Here is a 21,984-nt window from a genome sequence, read left to right as displayed (position 1 = left end):
GCAGGGGGAGTAGGAATGCGCAAGCTCGAACGTTTCGATAATCTGGTGGCGATGTTTTTCACGCGGGCGGCGGAGAAGGGCGACGCGCCGTTCCTCTGGTACAAGGCCGGCGGCATCTGGCACCCGACCAGCTGGGCCGAGGCGGCGCGGCAGGTGGCGAGCCTCGCCGCGGCGCTCAAGGCGCTGGGACTGAAACCGGGCGACCGGGTGATGCTCGTTTCCGAAAACCGCCCCGAATTCTGCATCAGCGACCTCGCGATCATGGCGGCGGGCTGCGTGACGGTGCCGACCTACACCACCAATACCGAGCGCGATCACCAGCACATTCTCGAGAATTCGGGCGCCTGCGCGGTGATCGTCTCGAACACCAAGCTCGCCAAGACGCTGCTGCCGGCGATGCTGCGCTCCTCGGCGGGCCGCATCGTGATCGGCATCGACGATGTCCGCCTCGGCCAGCAGGGGACGCTCGAAGTCCATGATTTCCGCGAACTGATCGCAGCGCATCCCAGCGATGCCGCCACCGCCGCCGCACAGGCGACGTTCCGGCGCGAGGACCTGGCCTGCATTATCTACACCAGCGGCACCGGCGGATCGCCGCGCGGGGTGATGCAGCACCACGGTGCGATCCTGCACAATTGCCAGGGCTGCACCGCGATCATCTCCGAGGATTTCGGCTGGGCGGACGAGGTGTTCCTGTCCTTCCTCCCCCTCTCCCACGCCTATGAGCATACCGGCGGCCAGTTCTTCCCGATCGCGCTGGGCGGGCAGATCTATTATTCGGAGGGGCTGGAAAAGCTCGCCTCGAACATCGAGGAGGTGCGCCCCACCATCATGGTCGTGGTGCCGCGGCTGTTTGAGGTGCTGCGCACCCGCATCACCAAGCAGGTCGAGAAGCAGGGCAGCTTCGCCACCTATCTGCTGGAAAAGGCGGTGGCGATCGGTGCGCGCAAGGCGGTGGGCAAGTCGGGCATCGCCGACGCGCCGATGAACCTGCTGCTCAACGCCACGCTGCGTCCCAAGCTCGCCAAGCGCTTCGGCGGCCGAATCAAGGCGCTGGTCTCGGGCGGCGCGCCGCTCAACCCGGAAGTCGGCATCTTCTTCGAGTCGCTCGGTCTCACCTTTCTCCAGGGCTATGGCCAGACCGAATCCGCCCCGGTCATTTCGTGCAACCGCCCCAAGGTCGGCCTCAAGATGGACACGGTCGGGCCGCCGATGGACGATGTCGAAGTCCGCATCGCCGAGGACGGCGAGATCCTGGTGCGCGGCGAGCTGGTGATGCACGGCTATTGGCGCAACGAGGCCGAGACCGAGCGCGTACTGAAGGACGGCTGGCTCCACACCGGCGACATTGGCGAGATCGACGCCAAGGGTCGCATCAAGATCACCGATCGCAAGAAGGACATCATCGTCAACGACAAGGGCGACAATGTCTCGCCCCAGAAGATCGAGGGCATGCTGACGCTCCAGCCCGAGATCCTGCAGGCGATGATCTATGGCGACAAGCGGCCCTACATGACCGCGGTGATCGTCCCCGATCCCGAATGGGTGCAGGAGTTTTGCGCCAAGACCGCGACGCCGTGCAAGTTCCGCGACCTCTCGCGGGACGCCGACTTCAAGGCGACGATCGGCGCGGCGGTCGAACGGGTGAACCGGGATCTCTCGGTGATCGAGCGGGTGCGCAAGTTCATCCTCGCCGATCAGGCCTTCACCATCGAAAACGAGCAGCTGACGCCGAGCATGAAGATCCGGCGCCACGTGCTGAAGGCGGTGTACGCGGAACGGCTGGACGAGCTGTATTGATAGATCCTCCCCAAAACGGGGAGGATCCAAACCTTACTTCGCCGCCTTCTCCGGCAGCACGACCATGGTCCAGTCCTTGTCCGACCGCAGATACTTGGCCGCCAGTGCCTGCAGCTCGGCCGGCGTGGTCGCCGCATAGTCTTTCGCCAGGCTGCGCATGCCAGCAATCCGCGCCGGATCCTGGGTGCCGCCCTCGACCAGGTTCATCCAGAACATGTTGCCGCTCGACATGCGCAGCAGCTGCTGCTTGAGCGGGGTCAGCGCGCGGTTGAGCTCGTCGGCGTCGATCGGCTTCGCCGCCAGGTCCGCCGCGATGTCGCGGGCGAGCTTGAAGAAGAAGTCGGTCTTTTCCGGTGGCACCATGCCCAGCGCTGCGATCTTGCCCCCGGCGGCCAAGCCCAGCGGCCAGTCGCTCATCACGTTGGGCGAATAGCTCACGCCCGCCTGGATGCGCAGTTGCTCGATCAGCCGGTCGCGGAACACCGCGGTCAGGATCTCTAGCTTGCGGCTCTCGGCGAGACCCGCGCTGCCGCCCCCCGTCGGCCAGGCGATCACCGCCGCGGCCTGATCCACCGCACCGGTGTGCGTGCGCACCACCGGCGTCGCGACATGCGCGGGGAAGCGCACCGGCGCACCGCTTTCCTTGCCCTCGGCGCGGGGCTTCAGCGCGCCGAAGCTGGCCGCCACCGCCTGCACCGTCGCATCGGCGTTCATGTCGCCGAAGATCTCGACCTCGATCGGGCCGGTCTGGAGCAGCGGCTCCCACAAGGCGCGGAACGCCTGCGGGGTGAGCGCCGAAACTTCCTCGCGGCTCGGCACGCCCCAGCGCGGATCGCCGTCGTGGAGCAGCACGTCGAGGTCGCGGCCCAGCACCGCGTCGGGCGAGGACGAGAGGCCCGCGTACGACGCGAGCGTCGCCGCCTTGGCGCGGGTGATCGGGTTGGGATCCCAGCCGGGCGCTGCGAGCTTGGTCGCGAACAGGCGGAGCTGGTCGGCGAGGTCCTGCTTGTTGGTCTGCGCCTGGAAGACGAAGGCGTCTTCCTCGATGTCGAAGCCGAGGCCGATCTGGCGGTTGCCGGTCAGCGCGTCGAGCTCCTCCTGGCCGAACTTGCCGATGCCGCTGGCCATCAGCGCGGTCTTGCCCGCCCAGCCCGGCACCCGCTTGTCGCCCGGCAGCGCGCGCAGGCCCCGGCCGAAGCGGATATTGACCCACACCTTGCCAGTCTCGGACGTGTCCTCGCGCATCAGCAGCTTGACGCCGTTGGCGTAGGTCACTTCGTCGATGGCGAGATCGGGGTCGATACGCTTGCGCTCGACCACCTTGCCCGGCGCGCCGATGCGCGGCAGCTGGTCGAACTTCACGTTGAGCGCGCGGCGCTTCATCACCGCCGCCTTCACGTCTGCCTGGAGCGCGGCGGTCACCTTGCGGACCACGTCGGGATCGGGGGCATGGGTGTTGACCAGCGCGCGGGTCGCGGTGCCCTCGAACACCTTTTTGGCCGAAGCCTGGACGGCCGCCGGCGTGAACATGCGCGCCGCGATCGCGCCCTTGAAGATCGCGTAGGAGGCCTCGGGCGTGGTGACCGTCTCGTTGATGTCGACCGCCTGGACGAGGTCGTCCGCCAGCGACACGGCCGACTCGACCGGTGCGGTGGAGATGCGGTTGCGCATCACCGCGTCGATCTCGCCGAGTTCGCGGTCGATCTCCGCCTGGCTCGGCGGGGCGGCCATCAGCTCGGCGGCGGTGGCGCGGACGTCGCGGAGCGCGCTTTCCCAATCGTCACCGGTCGGCAGCACCGTAAGCGTCGTGACGTTGGCCGAGCGCGCGATGTCGTCGAGATCCGCCCCCGCCCCGAGGAACGAGGCACCCGAGCGCGCGCGCGATTCGAGGCGGCGGTTGAGGATGCGGATCGCCACCATGTCGATCATGCGCTTCTGGTTGAAGATCACCGTGTCGGCATAGACCGTCCAGGGCCGCACGATCGCCATCAGCGCGACCGGCTGCAGCGCGGGCTCGACGATGCTGGCGGCGATAGGGTGATCGGCCTCGGGCTTACCGAAATCGGGCGTCTTGGGCGCCTCGCCCTTGCCCTGCCAGCTCGCAAAATACTTGTTGATCATCGCCTCAAGCACCGCCGGATCGACGTCGCCGATCGCGATTACGGTGGCGCGTTCGGGGCGGTACCAGCGATCGTGGAACGCCTGGACGCTGGCGGGCGTCGCGGCGTTGAGCGCCTCCACGGTGCCGATCGGCTCGCGATCGGCGAGCAGCTGGCCGGCGAAGATCAGCTGGTAGAGCGCGTCCTGCATCCGCTTCTGCGGCGCGGGCTGCTCGCGGCCCTCGGCCAGCACCACCGGCCGCTCGGCAGTGAGCGACGCCTGCGTGATCGCCGGATTGGCCATCATGCCGGAGAGGATCTTGAAGCTTTCGTCCAGCCCTTCCGGCGTCGCGTTGGGCAGGTCGAGCTTGTAGGTCGTGCTGATGAAGGTCGTCGCGGCGTTGCTGTCCGAGCCGAAGGTGACGCCCAGACGCTGCCAGATCCGCTTCGAGTCGCCATCGGGCACATAGGTCGAGCCGCGGAAGCTGAGATGTTCGAGCAGATGGGCGAAACCGCGCTCCGAGTCGCGCTCCATAAGCGAGCCGGCGTCGATGCGCACGCGGATCGAGATCTGCCCCGGCGGCACGCCGTTCTTGCGCACCGCATAGCGCACGCCGTTGGAAAGCCGCCCGAACTTCCATTTATCGTCATGGACGAGGTCGCTGCCCTTGTAGAGCCAGGGATCCTCGGCGGTCTGGACGCCCTCGGGCCGGCCTTGCGCCAGCACCGGGGTGGGCAGCGACGGAGCAGCGAGTGCGAGGAGAAGCAGGGCGAAGCGCGGCATGCGCGGACGTGAGAACATGAAGCCCTTTCTAGAGGCGAGTGGCGCGGCATGCCACCGGCAACCTTTCTGCCGGATGTACGCCACAAGAATCCATGGACCCGCCATGTTTTGGACCCAAGTGACGGCCTAGACCCGAGGCATGGATTGTTGCGTTGCAGCACCGAACTTCGGGCGTAACGTGGAAGCTGCGGGGAAGTTGCGCGTGGACATTGCCACCAGCGAGGCGCCGATCGGGCAGACGGGCGACAGCGTCCTGCGCGCCGATTCTTACCCGCGCCCCCGCCCGTTGCTGCTGCGCTGGGGGAAGCATCTGCGCGGCACCTTCGATCGGCTGATCGCCGCCTCCTCGCTGGTGCCCAACACGCCGGTACTCGACATGCGCGCCTTTCCCTGGACCGCGGCGTTGCGGGCCGACTGGGAAGCGATCCGCGACGAGGCGATTGCGGCGATCGGCACCCAACCAGGCGCACCGTCGCTCGCGGCCATTTCCCCCGATCACCGCGCGATCGCGCCGCTCGGCAAATGGCGCAGCCTGTTCCTGTGCGGCTATGGCTACCGCGTCGACGAGAACCTCGCGCGCTGCCCGCATACCTCGCGGCTGATCGGGCAGGTGCCCGGCCTCAACAGCGCGATGTTCTCGATCCTCGCGCCCGGCACCCACATCCCGGCGCATCGCGGCGTCACCAAGGGGCTGATCACCTGCCATCTGGGGCTGGTCGTGCCGCGCGACGGCGACGTCCGCATGCGGATCGGCACCCGCACCGTCCGCTGGGCCGAGGGCGAGACGCTGGTGTTCGATGATACCTATGATCACGAGGTATGGAACGACAGCGCGCATACCCGCATCGTGCTGCTGATCCAGTTCCGTCGCCCGCTGCGCAATCCCGGCCGCTGGATCGCCGACACGCTGCTGGGGGTGCTGCGCCGGTCGGCCTTCGTGCAGGAGGCGCGGGCAAATCTGTGCCGCTGGCATCGCGGCGAGATCGCGGCCGACGTCTGAGCGTTGTCGGGGGAGTTGCGGGCGGCTAAGCCAAGCCCATGCCACGCCCTTTCCACCTCGCCTTCCCGGTCCACGACCTTGCCGCCGCGCGCGGCTTCTATGGCGCGCTTCTAGGCTGCCCCGAGGGCCGCTCGTCCGAGCAATGGATCGACTTCGATCTCTTCGGCCACCAGATCGTCGCGCATCTCGACCCCGCCGCGAAGCCTGTCGCCACCACCAATCCGGTGGATGGCCATGACGTCCCCGTGCCGCATTTCGGCGTGGTGCTGACGATGGACGACTGGCACGCGCTCGCTGCCAAGCTGCAGGAGGCCGGCATCGTCTTCGGCATCGCGCCGCATATCCGCTTCCAGGGCCAGGTGGGCGAACAGGCGACGATGTTCTTCCGCGATCCCAGCGGGAACGCGCTGGAATTCAAGGCGTTCGCCGATGACGCCATGGTATTCGCAAAATGACCCCGCAGACGATCAGCGTCGACATTCCGCATCAGCTCGGCCGCGAAGGCGCCCGCGCCCGCATCGATTCGAAGATCGGGCGGCTTGCCGACAAGATTCCCGGCGGCGCCACCGTCGAGCATCGTTGGGAAGGCGACAGCCTCCACTTCACCGTCGCCGCGATGGGCCAGCAGGTGGTCAGCCGGCTCGATGTGCAGGATGCGCAGGTCCATGCCGAGATCGCGCTGCCTGGCATGCTCGCGCTGTTCGCGGGCAAGGTCCGCGAAATGCTGGCGAAGGAAGGCCCCCGGCTACTCGCCTGAGGGCTGCGCGGGTCAGCGCCCTGCGCTAACCCGCCAGATCGTGTTGCCGACATCGTCCGCCACCAGCAGCGCGCCGCCCGCGCCGGTGATCACCGCGACCGGCCGGCCCTGCGTCTCGCCCTTGGCGTTGAGGAAGCCGGTCAGCACGTCCTGCAGCTTGGCATCCTTAGCCGGGAAGCCATTGTCGCCGAACGGCACGAACACGACCTTGTAGCCAGACGGCGGCTGGCGGTTCCACGAACCGTGCAGGCCGACGAATGCGCCATTGGCATAGGCATTGCCCAGCCGCGCACCATCGGCGAAGGTCAGCCCCAGCGGCGCGGTGTGCGCGCCCAGCGCGAAATCCGGGCGGCGGACATATTCGCGCAGGTCCGGTCGGCCCGGCTCGACCCGCTTGTCCTCATATCCGCCCCAATATTGCCAGGGCCAGCCGAAGAAGGCGCCGAGATCGACGCGGCTCATATAGTCTGGCGGCATGTCCGAACCGAGCATGTCGCGTTCGTTGACCACTGCCCACAGCGCCTGCGTCTTGGGTTCGAACGCCATGCCGTTGGCGTTGCGGATACCCCAGGCGAAGATGCGGCTGGTCTTTGTAGCGGGATCGACCTCGAGGATCACCGCCCGATTGGTCGGCTGCGCGGCGGCCGCGGCCATCTGGCCCGGGCTGCCGGCGCTGTAGATCGGGCCTTCGGCCTCCAGCCCGTCCTCGGCGATGTTCGACGACGATCCGACGCTCACATAAAGGCTTTTCCCGTCGAGCGAGGCGACCACGTTGCGTGCCCAGTGATTGCCGCCGCCGGGCAGCGACAGGATCTTCTCGGGCTTGGCGGCGATCTTGGTCTGCCCCTCCAGATAGGGGTAGCGGACCAGCGAATCGGTATTGGCGACGTAAAGCGATCCGTTGGCCAGCGTCATCCCGCTCGGCGAGTTGAGCCCGGTGAGGAACACGGTGCGCATATCCGCCACGCCATCGCCATTGCTGTCGCGCAGCAGCGTGATGCGATTAGCCGAGGCACCGCCGGCGCCGGCCTTGTTCATGAGGATGCCCATCACCCAGCCGGTGATCCCGCCCTTGTCGCGTGGCGGCGAATTGCTCTCGGCCACCAGGATATCGCCATTGGGCAGTTGGTACAGCCAGCGCGGATGATCGAGCTTGTCGGCAAAGGCCTGTACCTTCAGGCCGGCCGCAGCCTTGGGCGTGGCACCCGCCGGCCAGCCGACCGCCTTCGCGACGCCCACCGTGGGGATGTTCTGATAGCGCGGTTCGGTAATTTCCGGCGCGCGGCCGGTGACGGCGATCTCGGGGAGCGTGGCGATGTCCGGGCGGCTGAGCCAGTACCAGGCGGCACCGCCGGCGACGATCAGAAGGGCGAAGGCGATCAGGAGGCGCTTGAGCATGACGCCAGCGATAGGGGGCAGCGCGATCGATTCCAATGCGATTCTGCGGGCGGCGCTTGACTTCGCTTTGCGCCAGGCAAGAGTGTCGGCTCACCTGTTCCGGGGGGATCGGCCCGAATGCGGTTCTGGTTGCGTGCGCTTGCCCTGCTCTTGGCCTTCTCCGCCGCCGTTCCCGCCTTCGCGCAGCAACAGCCGCCCGAGCATCGCACCGAATGGCCCGGGCTCGTTTCCGGGGACGACGGCATCGACGGGATGGAAAGCGGCCCGGAACTCCAGCGCGGGCGTGATCCCCGGGCGATGCTCGTGGACCAGCGGCGACTGAACACGGCGCTCGCCGCCCTTGAGCCCGAACGCAAGGGCGTGGTCGACGCCTATGTGCTGAGCGTCGCGCTCGACAGCGATCCGGTATTCGCCCGCGAGGCGCGCGAGAGCGGCCGCGTCCTCACCCGCCGCTACGATGCCGATGGCCGCGCGCTGGTACTGGCGGGCCCGGACGGCCGCGGCGGCGCCACCCTTCCCACTGGCAGTCTTACCGCCCTGAGTTTGGCGCTCGCCCGCGTGGCCGAGCTGATGGACCGCAACCAGGACGTGCTGGTCCTCTACGTCACCGCGCATGGCGCCCCCGATGCCGGCATCGCCTATCATGACGGAGATCAAGGCTTCGGCGTGCTGCCACCCGCACGGCTTGCCGCGCTGCTCGTCGGGCTCGGCATCCGCAACCGGCTGCTGCTGATCTCCGCCTGCTATTCCGGCGCCTTCGTCAAGCGGCTGATGAGCGACACTACCGCGATCCTCACCGCCGCCTCGGCGACGCGCTCGTCGTTCGGCTGCCGGGCCGAGAATGACTGGACCTTCTTCGGCGACGCGCTGGTCAACCACGCGCTGCGCAAGCCCCAGCCGCTCGCCGATGCTGCGGCGGAAGCACGCAAGACGATCATCGGCTGGGAACGCGCAGGGCGGCTCGATCCATCCATGCCGCAGGTGACGATCGGCGACGGCGTAAGCGGGTGGCTGGCGCCGCTGGAAGCGCGGATGCCGCAGGCTGCCACGGCACCGGTGGGCGCGCCGGCGACAGATGCGCTGAAGCCCTAGCCTCCGATCCTCCCCTGGAAGGGGAGGTGGCACGCCGAAGGCCTGACGGAGGGGTGTCCGCGCTGGTGCGTCGGCCTCTCCCATCAGCGTCGCCCCCCCTCCGTCGCGCTCCGCGCGCCACCTCCCCTTGCAGGGGAGGATCTGAGGCCCGGGAACTCCCCCGCCCCTCGTCGGTTGGCCGCGCATGTCCGATTCCGAGAGCCCGCTCCAGCGTTACCCGCTGCTCGCCACCCCGCAAGTGCGGCTGCAGGGCACGGTGGACGATTCGATGTACCAAAACTTCCGCGACCAGCTGCTCGCCGCGCCGAGCGACGGCCCGCTGGTAGTCACTCTCTCCACCCTGGGCGGCGACCCAGAAGTCGCGCGGCTAATGGCCGACGAGCTCCGGCTGCTGCGCGAAGCCACCGGCCGCGAGCTGCTGTTCCTCGGCAAAGTCGCGGTCTATTCGGCGGGCGCCACCTTCATGGCAGGCTTCCCGGTCGACAAGCGCTTCCTCACCCGCGGCACGCGGCTGATGCTGCACGAGCGGCAGATGCATTCCAGCATCGACCTGTCCGGCCCGCTGCGTGCGCTGCCGGCGATCCTCAAGGCCAAGCTCGCCGAGATCGAGCATTCGATCGCAATCGAGGAAGAGGGCTTCCGCGCCCTTGTCGCCGGCTCGCGGGTCGATTTCGAGGAGCTCCGCCGCCGCGCGCCCTATAACTGGTATATCGAGGCCGAAGAGGCCCGCGATCTGGGGCTTGTGCTCGACGTGATCTGAGGGCCCAGCCCAAAGGACACTTGCGCTGCGCCCGCGAAAGGCATAGCCCGCGCCGCAAAACCGACGCGTCGCGCCGAAGCGAAAGAGGAAGTTTCAGGAATGGCCGAATTCCGCCTGCCCAAGAACAGCCGTATCACCAAGGGCCAGGAGCACAAGGCAAGCCCCGAAGCCACCCGGGTGAAGAAGTTCAAGATCTACCGCTACGATCCGGATTCGGGCGAGAACCCCCGCTACGACACGTTCGAGGTGGATCTCGACGATTGCGGCCCGATGGTTCTCGATGCGCTGATCAAGATCAAGGGCGAACAGGATTCGTCGCTGACCTTCCGCCGCTCGTGCCGCGAGGGCATTTGCGGCTCCTGCTCGATGAACATCGGCGGCAAGAACGGCCTCGCCTGCACCACTGCGATCGAGGACATCAAGGGCGAGGTGCAGATCACCCCGCTGCCGCACATGGACGTGATCAAGGACCTCGTCCCCGATTTCACGCATTTCTATGCGCAGTATGCCTCGATCAAGCCGTGGCTGCAGACCGTCACCACCACGCCTTCGGGCAAGGAGCGGCTGCAGAGCCCGCAGGACCGCGAGAAGCTCGACGGCCTGTACGAGTGCATCCTGTGCGCCTGCTGCTCGACCTCGTGCCCGAGCTACTGGTGGAACAGCGACAAGTTCCTGGGCCCGGCGATCCTGCTCCAGGCCTATCGCTGGCTGGCCGACTCGCGCGACGAGATGACCGGCGAGCGGCTCGACCAGCTCGAGGATCCGTTCCGCCTGTATCGCTGCCACACGATCATGAACTGCGCGAACGCCTGCCCCAAGGGTCTGAACCCGGCCAAGGCGATCGCCGAAGTGAAGAAACTGGCCGCAGAGCGCGTGCTCTGAACGCCCTTTCTTCACGAATTTGAGAGACACCGAGCTGCCTGGCCCTTCCGGCCCGGCAGCTCGTTTTCGTTGGTAGACCTGCCCCATGACCCGCGTCCTCGATCGTTACCGCGCCCTCGTCTCCGCCGGCGAGCTACGCCCCGATCGCGAGCAGGAGGCCGCCGCCGCGCGGCTCGACGCACTGGCCGGGGAGCTCCAGGCGGCGCCGCGCAAGGGCAGCGTGTTGTGGAAGCTCACCGGCCGCAAGCCGGCGGTACCGCGGGGCCTGTACCTGTGGGGCGGTGTCGGCCGCGGCAAGTCGATGCTGATGGACCTGTTCTTCGACAGTCTCGACATCCGCCGCAAGCGCCGCGTGCATTTCCACGAATTCATGCTCGAGGTGCACGAGCGGCTCAACGTCGAGCGGCAGAAGAATACCGCCGATCCGGTGGTCGCCGTCGCCGATGCGCTGGCCAGCGACACGCGGCTGCTCGCCTTCGACGAGCTGGTGGTCAACAACCCGCCCGACGCGATGATCCTCTCGCGGCTGTTCACCGCGATGATGGCGCATGGGCTGACCGTGGTCGCGACGTCCAACCGCCCGCCCAAGGACCTCTACAAGGACGGGCTCAACCGCCAGCTGTTCCTGCCCTTCATCGACCTGATCGAAGAGCGGATGGACGTGCTCGCGCTCAACGGTCCGGTCGACTACCGGCGCGACCGGCTAGGCAGCGTCGATACCTGGCTGGTGCCCAATGGTCCGGAGGCGACCGCCACGCTCTCCGCCGCCTTTTTCCGCCTCACCGACTATCCGGTGGAGGACCGCGCCCGCGTGCCCACCTGCCGAGTGCCGATCCCAGGCGGGCGCGAGATCCTGGTGCCGAAATGCGTGAAGGGCGTCGCGGTCTTCTCGTTCAAACGGCTGTGCGCCGAGGCGCGCGGGGCGCCCGACTATCTCGCCATCGCGCGGCGCTTCCACACGGTCATCCTCGTCGGCATCCCCAAGCTGGGCCCGGAGAACCGCAACGAGGCGGCGCGCTTCGTCACGCTGGTCGACGCGCTGTACGAGCACAAGGTCAAGCTGCTCGCCGCTGCCGACGCCGTTCCCGAGCATCTCTACGAGAGCGGCGACGGGCGGTTCGAGTTCGACCGGACCGTTTCTCGCCTGCTCGAGATGCAATCGGACGACTATCTCGCCAAGGGCCATGGAGCGGATTGATCAGACCACGTTGTAAGTCCAACTCCGCGCTTCTAAAATGCCCTTGGGCTCCGGGATTTCCCGGAGGAACAGGGAGACAATGATGCGGCCTTTGCGCCTGCTCGCGGCCATGGGGCTCGCGGTTCTCGGAATATCCTCGGCCTGGGCACAGCCCGTGCTCGTCGCAGCGGACCTTCGCCAGCAGCAGAGCCTCGACGGCCCGTGGCACTGGTCGATCGATCCGTATCGCGACGGCCTTGCCGGCTTCCACGGCGAGCCGCCGAACGCGCGCACCAACCGCGCCGCCGACGTGATCGCTGCCGACGTGATGCAGGCCAAGCCGCGTACCTTCTTCGAACAGGACATGCAGCAGTCGCCGGTGGTGAGCCTGCCCGGCTCGTGGATCGGCCATTCGCCCGAGATGCGGCTCTACCAGGGGCTGGTGTGGTACCAGCGCGAGTTCCCTGCGACCGCGCCCAAGCCCGGCAACCGCGTGTTCCTGCGCATCGGCGCGGCCGAATATCGCTCCTATGTCTATCTCAACGGCAAGCCGCTGGGCGAGCATCGCGGCGGCTATACCCCCTTCGCCTTCGAGGTGACCAAGCTGCTGCGGCCGGGCCGCAACCAGATTACCATCGGCGTCGATTCGGTGCGCACCGCGAACGACGTGCCACCGCCGGTGACCGACTGGGAGACCTATGGCGGCATCACCCGCAGCATCACCCTCGTCACGGTGCCCGACACCTATGTCGACGACGCGTTCGTTCGCCTGACGCCGGACGGCAGCCATATCGCCGTCTCGGTGAAGCTCGAAGGGCCGAAGGCGGCCAACACCGCCGTCAAGTTCCGCATCCCGACGCTCGGCGCAACGCTCGACGGCAAGACCGATGGCGAGGGCAAGTGGGAAGCGACGCTGCCGGTGCCGCGCAATCTCGTCCGCTGGTCGCCCGAAAACCCGAAGCTCTACGACATCAGCATCGATGCCGGCGCCGATCACTTCGCCGATCGCATGGGCTTCCGCACCATCGCGGTGAAGGGCACCGACATCCTGCTCAACGGCAAGCCGATCTTCCTGCGCGGCATCTCGATGCACGAGGAAGAGCTGGGCGAGAACCCCGTGCGCGCGATGACCCCGGCCGCCGCCCGCGCGCTGCTCAGCGAGATCAAATACGGCCTGCACGGCAATTTCGTGCGGCTGGCGCACTATCCGCACAGCGAGCTGACCACCCGCCTCGCCGACGAGATGGGCCTGCTCGTGTGGAGCGAGATCCCGCTCTACTGGCTGGTCAACTGGAACAACCCGGATACGCTGGCCGACGCCCGCCGCATTCTGTCCGAAAACATCCACCGCGACCGCAACCGTTCGTCGATCGTGCTGTGGAGCGTCGCCAACGAAACGCCGACCAACGATGCGCGCAACGCCTTCCTGCGCACGATGATCGCCGATGTCCGCAGTCTCGATTCGAGCCGCCTGGTCACGGCCGCGCTGCTGAGCGGGCGCGAGGGCAACAAGATCATGAAGATCGACGATCCGCTCGCGGCGGACCTCGATGTCATGGCGATCAATACGTATAACGGCTGGTACACCGACGACGCGCTCGAGGACCTCGCCAGCCAGGAATGGCGCGGGCCCGCGAACAAGCCGCTGATCTTCTCCGAATTCGGGGCGGATGCGCGCGCCGGCTATCACGATCCGGTCGCCAGCCCGCACAAGTATAGCGAGGAATATCAGGCGGCCTATTACCGCGCGACGCTCGCCATGGCCGCCAAGGTGCCGTTCCTGCGCGGCATGAGCCCCTGGATCCTCAAGGACTTCCGCTCGCCGCGGCGCCAGCACCCGATCTATCAGCAGGGCTGGAACCGCAAGGGGCTGATCTCCGAGACCGGCCAGCACAAGCTCGCCTTCGACGTGCTCGCCGGCGACTATGCCAAGCGCGAGGCGGCCGACTCGGCCAAGCGCTGATTTGGCAGGGCTGGGGCGGGCAGGACCTGCCCCGGCCTTCCTGCCACCTCTCCACGATCAGGCGCGCGGGTGCGCGGCGCGGTAGACGTCGAGCAGATGCGCCGCATCCACCCCGGTATAGACCTGGGTCGAACTGAGGCTGGCATGGCCGAGCAGCTCCTGCAGCGATCGCAGGTCCGCACCCCGCCCCAGCAGATGCGTCGCGAAACTGTGACGCAGCGCGTGCGGGGTGGTGCGGTCGGACAGCCCCAGGCTCGTCCGCGCCGAGCGCACCGCCTTGCGGATCGCCCCCGGCGGCAGCGGCCCGCCCTTGGCGCCGCGGAACAGCGGCAGGTCGCGCGCGGTGCCCCAGGGGCACACCTCGACATAAGCCTCGATCGCAGTACGGACTTCCGGCAGCAGCGGCACGTCGCGCGTCTTGTCGCGCTTGCCGGTGACGCGCAGCGTGGCGCCGAGCGGGAGTGCCGCACCGGTCAGCGCGACCGCCTCGCCGATGCGCAGGCCCGCGCCGTAGAGCAGCAGCAGCACCGCCCAGTCGCGCGCGGCGATCCAGGGCTCGCTGGCTTCGTCCGACGCCCATTCGGCGAGCGCCACCGCCTCGTGCGGCGCAATCGGGCGCGGCAGGCCCTTCTTCACCTTGGGCCCGCGCAAGCGGGGCAGCTGGGCATCGTCGCCCCCGGCAAACTTCAGGAAGGCGCGAACGGCGGAAAGCTCGCGCGCGGCCGAGGCGTTGGACAGCCCCTCGCCGCGGCGGTGGGCGAGATAGGCGCGGAGGTCTGCGGCGCCGACCTTGGCGAGCGCCTCCTGCGCGACCGGACCGCCCCAATGGCCCTGCAGAAAGCCGAGCAGGCGGATGGCGGTCGCCTCATAGGCGCGGATCGTGTGCACCGAGCGCCGTCGGTCGCGGCCGAGATGCTCGGCGAACCGGCGCGGAAGGGGGAGGTCGGTCATGGGTGCGGCGCCCCCGCATTGGACTGGAGCCGCCCAGAGAGACCGTCGTCATTCCCGCGAAGGCGGGAACCCATTCGCCTGTGCGCCGGGGGACAGGACCGCTGCATCACCGCCAACGGATCCCCGCCTTCGCGGGGATGACAAGGGACCTGAACGGACGCCGTTGCATTGCTCATCCGGCCGACGGGAAGCCCGCAGCGGAGTCCGAAACTTCCACGCCAGTCCCTCCCTCAACCCCTCCCGCAAGCGGGAGGGGAGTTTACGCTTCAACCCGGACTCAGCCGATCGTCTGGCCGGTCTTGGCCCAGTCGGCCATGAACGATTCGATGCCCTTGTCGGTCAGCGGGTGCTTGACCAGCTGCTTGATCACCGCCGGCGGGGCCGTCATCACGTCGGCGCCGATCTTGGCGGCCTGGAGCACATGGATCGGGTGACGCACGCTGGCGACCAGGATCTCGGTGCCGAAATCATAATTGTCGTAGATCAGGCGGATGTCTTCGATCAGGTCCATGCCGTCGAAGCCGATATCGTCATGCCGTCCGACGAAGGGCGAGATGAAGGTCGCGCCCGCCTTGGCCGCCAGCAGCGCCTGGTTGGCCGAGAAGCAGAGCGTCACGTTGACCATCGTGCCGTCGTCGGTCAGCGCCTTGCACGCCTTGAGGCCGTCGATCGTCAGCGGCAGCTTGACCGCGACATTGTCGGCGATCTTCCGCACGATTTCCGCCTCGCGCATCATGCCCTCGAAATCGAGCGCGACGACCTCGGCCGAGACCGGGCCTTCGACGATCCCGCAGATCTCCGCCACCACTTCGAGGAAGTTGCGGCCCGACTTGGCGATCAGCGACGGGTTGGTGGTGACGCCGTCTAGCAGCCCGGCATCGGCCAGGTCGCGGATGTCGTCGATGATGGCGGTGTCGGCGAAGAACTTCATGGCAGAACCTTCCAATGGAGTGTTGCCGCCCGCCTAGCCGACACGGCCGCGCCGGGCAAACCCCTGCGAAGGGTTGCCGTAGACCAGCATCAGCTTCACCTGCGGCTTCTGCAGCTTGCCGATGGTGACGCGGTAGGTGCCGGGTTCGAGGCGGTAATAGACGATCTTTTCGATCTTTGCGCAGGTGACACCCGGCGCGCGGGAGGCCATGCGCAAGGGACGGCCGCTGCCCTTGGCCACGTCGATCCAGCCGGGCTGGTCCGCCGCGATGCCGAAGGTGCCGGCCTTGCGGATGGTCACCTGGGTTTCCGCCGCGCCGTTCTTCGCGGCAATCGTCGTCGCATGGCGGGTATCGAGCCCGTCGGCGCTGCGTTCCCAGCCAGACAAGGATCGCGGAAGCTCGGTGCATTGCGGCACCGTCAACATCATTCCAGCTACGAATATCAGCATCGCCGACTCCCTTGTTCAGCGAGTCGCTGTTCTATATTCGTTCCACCCCGAGAACAAGCCGATTCAGTTCGGCACCAGCATCATCTTCGCCTTGGTCTGCGCTAGGCCGCTGGCGAAGGCGCGGTAGGTGCCCGGCGCCAGCTCGAAACGCACGATCTTGCGGATCGTCGAGCAATCCGGCCCATGCCCGTGCGCCACCGACTTCAGCGCCGCGCCGCCCGCCGCCCCCGGCACCACGTCGATCCAGCCCGGCTGGTCGAGCGCGATGCCATAGGTGCCGGCCTTGGCGATGCGGAATTCGATCGTCGCCGCCCGCCCCGGCTTGGCGCCCTTGGGCAGGCCCTTGAGCGTCGATGCGTCGACCGTCGCCAGTGACACTGCCTTGTCCGCCACCAGCTCGTCGCCGGGGGTGCTCCAGCCGGCGAGCGCGACCGGCAGGCTGGCGTCGGGCGCCTTGCACGCGGTGGTCGCCTGGGCGGGCGCAGTCTGGGCGAGCAGCAGGGCGAGCAACAGCATCGGCGGGTCTCCTTGGACGACGAACCGGCGATACGGGATTCCCGTTCCGCCGAAAATGCCCATATGAGGGGCCGATCATGTCCCGCGCGCGCATTCTCGTCCTCCATCCGGCTCTGGGGCCGCTCGACTATCGCGTGCCCCACGGCATGACGGTCGAGCCCGGCAGCATCGTCATCGTGCCGATCGGCCCGCGCCAGTTCGCCGGCGTCGTGTGGGAGCCCGAGCGGCTGCCGACCGAGGAGATCGGCGACAATCGGCTTCGTGCGATCCTCGCCGTCGCCGACGCGCCGCCGATCCCCGCCCCCGTCCGGCGCCTGATCGAGTGGACCGCGGACTATTATCTCGCCCCGCCCTCCTCGGTGCTGGCGATGACGCTGCGCACCTCGGCCGCATTCGAGGCAGCGCCAACGATCACCGAATATCGCGCGACCGGCGCGGTCCCCGACCGCCTGACCCCGCAGCGCGCCCAGGCCCTGGAGCGGATCGGCGAGCGCCAGGGGCTGGTCCGCGAGCTCGCCGCCATCGCCGAGGTGTCCGATGCCGTGATTCGCGGGCTGGTGAAGACCGGCGCGATCGAGGCGGTGACGGTCGACACCCAGGCCCCCTACCCGCTGCCCGATCCGGATTTCGCGCCCCCCGAGCTAAACCCCGCCCAGGCGGCGGTGGCCGGGGGCTTGCGCACCGCAGTGGAGACCGCCGCCTTCCAGCCCTTCCTGCTCGACGGCGTGACCGGATCGGGCAAGACCGAAGTCTATTTCGAGGCCGTCGCCGCTGCGATCGAGGCGGGCAAGCAGACATTGGTGCTGCTCCCCGAAATCGCGCTGACCGAGCCCTTTCTCACCCGCTTCGCCCGCCGCTTCGGCTGCGAGCCGGTGGCCTGGCATTCGGGCCTGCGCAGCTCCGAGCGCCGCCGTGCCTGGCGCGCGATTGCCAGCGGCGAGGCGATGGTCACGGTGGGGGCGCGCTCGGCGCTGTTCCTGCCCTATCCCAAGCTCGGCCTGATCGTGGTCGACGAGGCGCACGAGACCAGCTTCAAGCAGGAAGAGGGCGTCCACTATCACGCCCGCGACGTGGCGGTGATGCGCGGCATGTTCGAGCGCTGCCCGGTGGTTCTTGCCTCGGCCACCCCTGCGATCGAGACGCGGCACCAGGTGGAGGTCGGCCGCTATGCCGAGCTCAAGCTGCCCGGCCGCTATGGTGCGGCGCAGATGCCCAGGATCGAGGCGATCGACCTGATCCGCGAGCCGCCCGAGCGCGGCCGCTGGCTGGCCCCCCGGCTGGTCGCGGCGATCGAGGAGACGCTGAAGCGCGGCGAACAGTCGCTGCTGTTCCTCAACCGGCGCGGCTATGCCCCGCTGACGCTGTGCCGCCACTGCGGCCACCGCTTCCAATGCCCGAACTGCACCGCCTGGATGGTCGAGCACCGGCTGCTCCACCGCCTGTCGTGCCACCATTGCGGCCACACCATGCCGACGCCGAGCATGTGCCCCGAGTGCAAGTCCGACGACACGCTGGTCGCCTGCGGCCCCGGCGTGGAGCGCATCGCCGACGAGGTGGCGGCGCTGTGGCCCGAGGCGCGCACCGCCATCGTCACCTCGGACACGCTGTGGTCGCCGGCCAAGGCGGCCGAGTTCGTGTCGCGGATGGAGCATGGCGCGATCGACATCGTCGTGGGCACCCAGCTGGTCACCAAGGGCTATCACTTCCCCAACCTTACGCTGGTCGGCGTGGTCGATGCCGATCTGGGCCTGGACGGCGGCGATTTGCGCGCGTCCGAGCGCACCTTCCAGCAGATCATGCAGGTCTCGGGCCGCGCCGGCCGCGGCGAGAAGCCGGGCACGGTGTTCATCCAGACCCACGCGCCCGAGGCGCAGGTGATGCGCGCGCTCGTCTCCGGCGATGCCGAGGCCTTCTACGCCGCCGAGACCGAGGCACGCCGCGATGCCGATGCGCCCCCCTTCGGCCGCTATGCCGCGATCATCGTCTCCTCGGAGGACAAGGCCGCGGCGGAGGAAACCGCACGGATGATCGGCCGCTCGGCGCCCGCGCTGGCCGAGATGCACGTCTACGGCCCCGCGCCTGCGCCGCTGGCGATGCTGCGCGGGCGGCACCGCTTCCGCCTGCTCGTCCACGCCAAGCGCAGCTTCGACGTGCAGGACGTGATCCGCGACTGGCTCGGAGGTCTCAGCTGGAGCCCGCGGGTGCGCGTGGCGGTCGACGTGGATCCCTACAGCTTCGTCTGATCCGATTCGATTTGCCATCGCTCCGCCGCACGATATCCTGCTGGCTGGGGGGCGACGGGGAACCGTGTATGCGGTGCTTGGCCTTGCTGGCGTTCTTCCTGGCGACTCTCGCAGCACGGCCAGCCCATGCCGACTGGCACGTGGCCGAAACCGCGCATTTCATCGTCTATGCCAATGCCTCCGAAGCCGCGCTGCGCCGTACTGGAGAGCGGCTGGAGAAGTTCGATAAGGCGCTGCGCGTCTCGCGCGGGATCCTGGAACCTTCGCTGGGCAAGGCGGGGCGGCTGACGGTCTATTTCGTCGGAAACAAGGATCGGCTGGCGGCGCTTGCCGGAACCCCCAAGGTCGCCGGATTCTACATTCCCCGCGCCGGTGCCTCGGTGGCGTTCGTGGCGGGCGGCTTGTCCGAAGACGGACCGCTCGCGCTCGGCTCGCAGCAGGTGCTGCAGCATGAATATGCCCATCATTTCATGGCCACCACCTGGCCGGATGCCGCCTTCCCGTCCTGGGTTTCCGAAGGCTGGGCCGAGTTTCATGCGACCGCCAGCTTCGATCGCGACGGAAACCTGCAGTTCGGCGCCGCGCCGCTTTATCGCGCCCACGGATTGCAGGCCGGCCATCCGCTGCCGATCCAGCAGATCCTGGCGGGCGCGGCGGGCAGGCTGCGCGCCGATCAGCGCGATGCGCTCTATGGACGGGGCTGGGCGCTAGTCCATTATCTGAGCTTCGAGCCCAGCCGCAAAGGCCAGTTGAGCGCCTATCTCGATGCGATCACCAAGCAGCGAAAGTCGCCCGAGGCAGCGGCGGCCGCGTTCGGCGACCTGGATGCGCTGAACAAGGAGCTGGAACGCTTTCTCCGGCAGCCGAGGATCAGCGGCTTCCGCATCCGGGCGGAAAACCTCGCCGTCCCGCCCGTGACCATCCGTCCGCTGCGGCCGGGCGAGGCCGCGATCCTGCCGGTGCGCATCCGCATGGACGCCGGCGTCGACGAGAAGACTGCCCCGGGCATCTTTGCCGACGCGAAGGCGATCGCCGCGCGTTTCGCCGACGATCCCGAGGTCCAGCGCGTGCTGGCGGAGGCCGCGTATGACGCCGGCGACTACACCGCCGCGCTCGCAGCTGCCGACCGCGCCATCGCCGCGGACCCGAAGCTGGTCGAGGCGTATTGCTCTCGCGCGTTGGCACAGATGGCGATCGCCGAGGCGGCGAAGAACGACACGGCGGAGGGCTGGGCCGAGATTCGCCGCACGATCGAGCGTGCCGGCCGGCTCGACCCCGAGGATCCCCGGCCGCTGATCCTGCTCTACCGCAGCTATGCCGATCGCCGCCAATGGCCCCCCGAGGCCGCGCGGAAGGGGCTGCTGCACGCCTATGCGCTGGCGCCGCAGGATCGGGGACTGCGCATGCAGGTCGCGGGCATGCTGATCGGCGAGAACAAGCTCACCGAGGCGCGAGCGATGCTGCTGGTGCTCACCTATGATCCGCATGCCTCCGGCGCCGGCGCGGCGGCTTCCCGAATGATCGATAGGATTGACGCGCAGATCAGGGCCTTGGCATCAACGCCGAAATCCTGACGCGTCCGCGTCCTGTCGGTTTAGACACTGTTGCTTGTCATTTTTGGGGGGAATGATGATTCGTACGCTGGTCTCTGCGCTGCTGCTGTTGGCGCCTGCTGTCGCCCATGCCGACTGGTATGAGGGTTCGTCGAAGCACTTTCTCGTCTATGCCAACGAGGATCCGGAAAAGCTGCGCGCCTATACAAAGCGTCTCGAGCGGTTCGACCAGTCGTTGCGCTTTCTCACCGGCACGCCTGATGCACCGCTGAGCCCGCGGATGCGCGTGCGGATTTTCCTCACCGCCAGCAGCGCCGACGTTCAGGCGCTGGCGCATCAGTCGGACGTGGCGGGCTTCTACAATGCGCAGGCCCGGGGCCCGGTGGCGTTCGTGCCGGGTAGTGACCAAGCGGATACGACGCTGGATTCGCAGACGATCCTGCAGCACGAGTACAGCCACAGCTTCATGTATTCGAGCTGGCCCAGCGTCGTGTTCCCGAAATGGTTCTCGGAAGGGTTCGCCGAATTCTTCGGCACCGCCTTCTATCGCGACGGCACGCTGATCATCGGCAAGGCACCGGAATATCGATCCTTCGGCATTGGCCGCGTCGCGGCGGTGCCTGCGGAGCGCCTGCTGCGACTGGATCCCGGCGACAAGGAGCTCGACACCCAGACCTTGTACGGTCGGGGATGGCTGCTGACCCATTATGCGTTCCTGGGCGGCCATGTGAAGGAACTGCTGCAATATATCGCCGCGATCAATGCGGGAAAATCCGTCGACGAGGCCAACCAGGCGTTCGCCCCGATCGACCGGCTCGACGGCAAGCTCAACGCCTGGGGCATGCGAAGCGCGCTGCCCACCATTAGAATCGAAGAGAACAAGGTTCAGATCGGCGAGATCGGCATTCGCAAGCTCACGCCAGGCGAGGCGGCGTCGATGAAGGCGCGGTTCTGGTCGGAAGCGGGAGTCGACGAAAAGCGCGCGCGCACGGTCGTCGCCTGGGCCCGCGCAGCGGCAGCCGCCTATCCCAACGATGCCGCCGCGCAGGACGAACTGGCCGAAGCCGAATATGACGCGAAGGACTATGACGCCGCAGAAGCTGCGGCCGATCGCGCGCTGGCAGCAGACCCGGCTTCCATTCATGCCATGCTCTACAAGGGAATGGCGCAGATGGAACGCGCCAAGGCGGCAAAGGTCACCGATCCCGGGCAGTGGCGCACAATCCGCAGCTGGTTCATCAAGGCCAACCGGCTGGATACAGAATATCCCGAGCCTCTAATCCTCTATTATCACAGCTTCCTCGTCGAAGGGCAGAAGCCGAGCGATGCTGCCCAGAACGGGATGCTCAAGGCCTATCTCCTCGCCCCCTATGACGACGACGTCCGCGCCGAAGCCGGGGCTGTGCTGCTGCGGCAAGGCAATGTCCCCGCCGCACGTGTCGCCTTCGAGCGGATCGCCTTTGGACCGCACGCGGGGGCCGACACCCCGGCACGCGCGATCCTGGAGGCGCTCGACAAGCAGGGGGCGGAAGCCGCGATCAAGGTCTACGAAGCGGCGGAGGAAAAGGCGAAGCAGCACGAGGGCGACAAGAAGTCGCATTGATACGGGGTGGCCCCGCTTGAACCGG

Annotated in this window: 18 protein-coding genes; 12 read left to right on the top strand and 6 right to left on the bottom strand. The window is 67.8% G+C overall.

Annotated elements, in window-relative coordinates:
• Positions 1–15: 15 nt before the first annotated feature.
• Positions 16–1,800, top strand: a complete 1,785-nt coding sequence (locus tag ABIC65_RS15500; RefSeq protein ID WP_354309926.1) for an AMP-dependent synthetase/ligase — start codon at positions 16–18, stop codon at positions 1,798–1,800.
• Positions 1,801–1,833: 33 nt separating this feature from the next.
• Here ABIC65_RS15500 and ABIC65_RS15495 read toward each other — a convergent pair whose 3' ends face one another.
• Positions 1,834–4,701, bottom strand: coding sequence for a M16 family metallopeptidase (locus ABIC65_RS15495; protein WP_354309925.1), 2,868 nt, complete (start codon positions 4,699–4,701; stop codon positions 1,834–1,836).
• 184 nt (positions 4,702–4,885) lie between these two features.
• Between ABIC65_RS15495 and ABIC65_RS15490 the strand changes: the two genes are divergently transcribed.
• The 3 genes from ABIC65_RS15490 to ABIC65_RS15480 are packed head-to-tail and all read left to right on the top strand — an operon-like array spanning position 4,886 to position 6,440.
• Entirely contained in the window at positions 4,886–5,683 is a 798-nt protein-coding gene (locus ABIC65_RS15490) for an aspartyl/asparaginyl beta-hydroxylase domain-containing protein (protein ID WP_354309923.1), read from the top strand.
• Positions 5,684–5,721: 38 nt separating this feature from the next.
• Positions 5,722–6,138: a VOC family protein gene (locus tag ABIC65_RS15485; RefSeq protein ID WP_354309921.1), complete on the top strand. Its 417-nt coding sequence runs from the start codon at positions 5,722–5,724 to the stop codon at positions 6,136–6,138.
• On the top strand, positions 6,135–6,440 hold the full coding sequence (locus ABIC65_RS15480) for a polyhydroxyalkanoic acid system family protein (RefSeq protein ID WP_354309920.1): 306 nt from the start codon (positions 6,135–6,137) through the stop codon (positions 6,438–6,440). Before ABIC65_RS15485 ends, ABIC65_RS15480 begins: the two co-directional genes overlap by 4 nt.
• Before the next feature lie 12 nt (positions 6,441–6,452).
• Here the strand turns inward: ABIC65_RS15480 and ABIC65_RS15475 are convergent, their stop codons facing one another.
• Entirely contained in the window at positions 6,453–7,838 is a 1,386-nt protein-coding gene (locus ABIC65_RS15475) for a PQQ-dependent sugar dehydrogenase (protein WP_354309918.1), read from the bottom strand.
• Between the two features lie 117 nt (positions 7,839–7,955).
• On the opposite strand from ABIC65_RS15475, the gene ABIC65_RS15470 reads away from it, so the two are divergent.
• The 5 genes from ABIC65_RS15470 (at position 7,956) to ABIC65_RS15450 (ending at position 13,712) form a co-directional block, all read left to right on the top strand.
• The gene (locus tag ABIC65_RS15470; protein ID WP_354309916.1) at positions 7,956–8,930 is read left to right on the top strand and encodes a C13 family peptidase; all 975 of its coding nucleotides are present in this window, start codon (positions 7,956–7,958) and stop codon (positions 8,928–8,930) included.
• 184 nt (positions 8,931–9,114) lie between these two features.
• Complete coding sequence (locus ABIC65_RS15465; protein WP_354309915.1) at positions 9,115–9,690, top strand: ATP-dependent Clp protease proteolytic subunit; 576 nt, start codon at positions 9,115–9,117, stop codon at positions 9,688–9,690.
• 99 nt (positions 9,691–9,789) lie between these two features.
• On the top strand, positions 9,790–10,572 hold the full coding sequence (locus tag ABIC65_RS15460) for a succinate dehydrogenase iron-sulfur subunit (RefSeq protein WP_354309913.1): 783 nt from the start codon (positions 9,790–9,792) through the stop codon (positions 10,570–10,572).
• A gap of 85 nt (positions 10,573–10,657) precedes the next feature.
• On the top strand, positions 10,658–11,770 hold the full coding sequence (gene zapE, locus ABIC65_RS15455; RefSeq protein WP_354309912.1) for a cell division protein ZapE: 1,113 nt from the start codon (positions 10,658–10,660) through the stop codon (positions 11,768–11,770).
• Positions 11,771–11,849: 79 nt separating this feature from the next.
• Positions 11,850–13,712: a glycoside hydrolase family 2 protein gene (locus ABIC65_RS15450; protein ID WP_354309911.1), complete on the top strand. Its 1,863-nt coding sequence runs from the start codon at positions 11,850–11,852 to the stop codon at positions 13,710–13,712.
• A 57-nt stretch (positions 13,713–13,769) separates the two neighbouring features.
• Here the strand turns inward: ABIC65_RS15450 and ABIC65_RS15445 are convergent, their stop codons facing one another.
• The 4 genes from ABIC65_RS15445 to ABIC65_RS15430 all read right to left on the bottom strand — a co-directional run bounded on the left by ABIC65_RS15445 (position 13,770) and on the right by ABIC65_RS15430 (position 16,560).
• Positions 13,770–14,663 (bottom strand): tyrosine recombinase XerC, encoded by an 894-nt coding sequence (locus ABIC65_RS15445; RefSeq protein WP_354309910.1) that lies wholly within the window; start codon positions 14,661–14,663, stop codon positions 13,770–13,772.
• A gap of 277 nt (positions 14,664–14,940) precedes the next feature.
• Entirely contained in the window at positions 14,941–15,594 is a 654-nt protein-coding gene (gene fsa, locus ABIC65_RS15440) for a fructose-6-phosphate aldolase (protein WP_333574194.1), read from the bottom strand.
• A 33-nt stretch (positions 15,595–15,627) separates the two neighbouring features.
• Positions 15,628–16,044, bottom strand: coding sequence for a hypothetical protein (locus tag ABIC65_RS15435; RefSeq protein WP_354309908.1), 417 nt, complete (start codon positions 16,042–16,044; stop codon positions 15,628–15,630).
• Between the two features lie 63 nt (positions 16,045–16,107).
• On the bottom strand, positions 16,108–16,560 hold the full coding sequence (locus ABIC65_RS15430; protein WP_064310662.1) for a hypothetical protein: 453 nt from the start codon (positions 16,558–16,560) through the stop codon (positions 16,108–16,110).
• A gap of 77 nt (positions 16,561–16,637) precedes the next feature.
• Here ABIC65_RS15430 and ABIC65_RS15425 point away from each other — a divergent pair, with 77 nt between their 5' ends.
• From ABIC65_RS15425 to ABIC65_RS15415, 3 genes are all read left to right on the top strand, one after another.
• A complete protein-coding gene (locus tag ABIC65_RS15425) occupies positions 16,638–18,803 on the top strand; it encodes a primosomal protein N' (RefSeq protein ID WP_354309906.1) in 2,166 nt (721 codons plus the stop codon).
• 83 nt (positions 18,804–18,886) lie between these two features.
• Positions 18,887–20,377 carry a hypothetical protein gene (locus tag ABIC65_RS15420; protein ID WP_354309904.1) on the top strand — a complete coding sequence of 497 codons (1,491 nt, stop codon included), beginning with the start codon at positions 18,887–18,889 and terminating at the stop codon, positions 20,375–20,377.
• A 52-nt stretch (positions 20,378–20,429) separates the two neighbouring features.
• Complete coding sequence (locus tag ABIC65_RS15415; protein ID WP_354309903.1) at positions 20,430–21,959, top strand: hypothetical protein; 1,530 nt, start codon at positions 20,430–20,432, stop codon at positions 21,957–21,959.
• Positions 21,960–21,984 lie beyond the last annotated feature (25 nt).

The organism is Sphingomonas trueperi (genome assembly GCF_040545665.1).
Classification (GTDB): domain Bacteria; phylum Pseudomonadota; class Alphaproteobacteria; order Sphingomonadales; family Sphingomonadaceae; genus Sphingomonas; species Sphingomonas trueperi_B.
This window is presented reverse-complemented; position numbering and strand designations above follow the sequence as displayed.

Excerpts from the sequence above, each read along its gene's own strand:
- ABIC65_RS15500 (WP_354309926.1), top strand. The coding sequence starts at position 16 with ATGCGCAAGCTCGAACGTTTCGATAATCTGGTGGCGATGTTTTTCACG.
- ABIC65_RS15495 (WP_354309925.1), bottom strand. The coding sequence starts at position 4,701 with ATGTTCTCACGTCCGCGCATGCCGCGCTTCGCCCTGCTTCTCCTCGCA.
- ABIC65_RS15485 (WP_354309921.1), top strand. The coding sequence starts at position 5,722 with ATGCCACGCCCTTTCCACCTCGCCTTCCCGGTCCACGACCTTGCCGCC.
- ABIC65_RS15480 (WP_354309920.1), top strand. The coding sequence starts at position 6,135 with ATGACCCCGCAGACGATCAGCGTCGACATTCCGCATCAGCTCGGCCGC.
- ABIC65_RS15475 (WP_354309918.1), bottom strand. The coding sequence starts at position 7,838 with ATGCTCAAGCGCCTCCTGATCGCCTTCGCCCTTCTGATCGTCGCCGGC.
- ABIC65_RS15470 (WP_354309916.1), top strand. The coding sequence starts at position 7,956 with ATGCGGTTCTGGTTGCGTGCGCTTGCCCTGCTCTTGGCCTTCTCCGCC.
- ABIC65_RS15465 (WP_354309915.1), top strand. The coding sequence starts at position 9,115 with ATGTCCGATTCCGAGAGCCCGCTCCAGCGTTACCCGCTGCTCGCCACC.
- ABIC65_RS15460 (WP_354309913.1), top strand. The coding sequence starts at position 9,790 with ATGGCCGAATTCCGCCTGCCCAAGAACAGCCGTATCACCAAGGGCCAG.
- zapE (WP_354309912.1), top strand. The coding sequence starts at position 10,658 with ATGACCCGCGTCCTCGATCGTTACCGCGCCCTCGTCTCCGCCGGCGAG.
- ABIC65_RS15450 (WP_354309911.1), top strand. The coding sequence starts at position 11,850 with ATGATGCGGCCTTTGCGCCTGCTCGCGGCCATGGGGCTCGCGGTTCTC.
- ABIC65_RS15445 (WP_354309910.1), bottom strand. The coding sequence starts at position 14,663 with ATGACCGACCTCCCCCTTCCGCGCCGGTTCGCCGAGCATCTCGGCCGC.
- fsa (WP_333574194.1), bottom strand. The coding sequence starts at position 15,594 with ATGAAGTTCTTCGCCGACACCGCCATCATCGACGACATCCGCGACCTG.
- ABIC65_RS15435 (WP_354309908.1), bottom strand. The coding sequence starts at position 16,044 with ATGCTGATATTCGTAGCTGGAATGATGTTGACGGTGCCGCAATGCACC.
- ABIC65_RS15430 (WP_064310662.1), bottom strand. The coding sequence starts at position 16,560 with ATGCTGTTGCTCGCCCTGCTGCTCGCCCAGACTGCGCCCGCCCAGGCG.
- ABIC65_RS15425 (WP_354309906.1), top strand. The coding sequence starts at position 16,638 with ATGTCCCGCGCGCGCATTCTCGTCCTCCATCCGGCTCTGGGGCCGCTC.
- ABIC65_RS15415 (WP_354309903.1), top strand. The coding sequence starts at position 20,430 with ATGATGATTCGTACGCTGGTCTCTGCGCTGCTGCTGTTGGCGCCTGCT.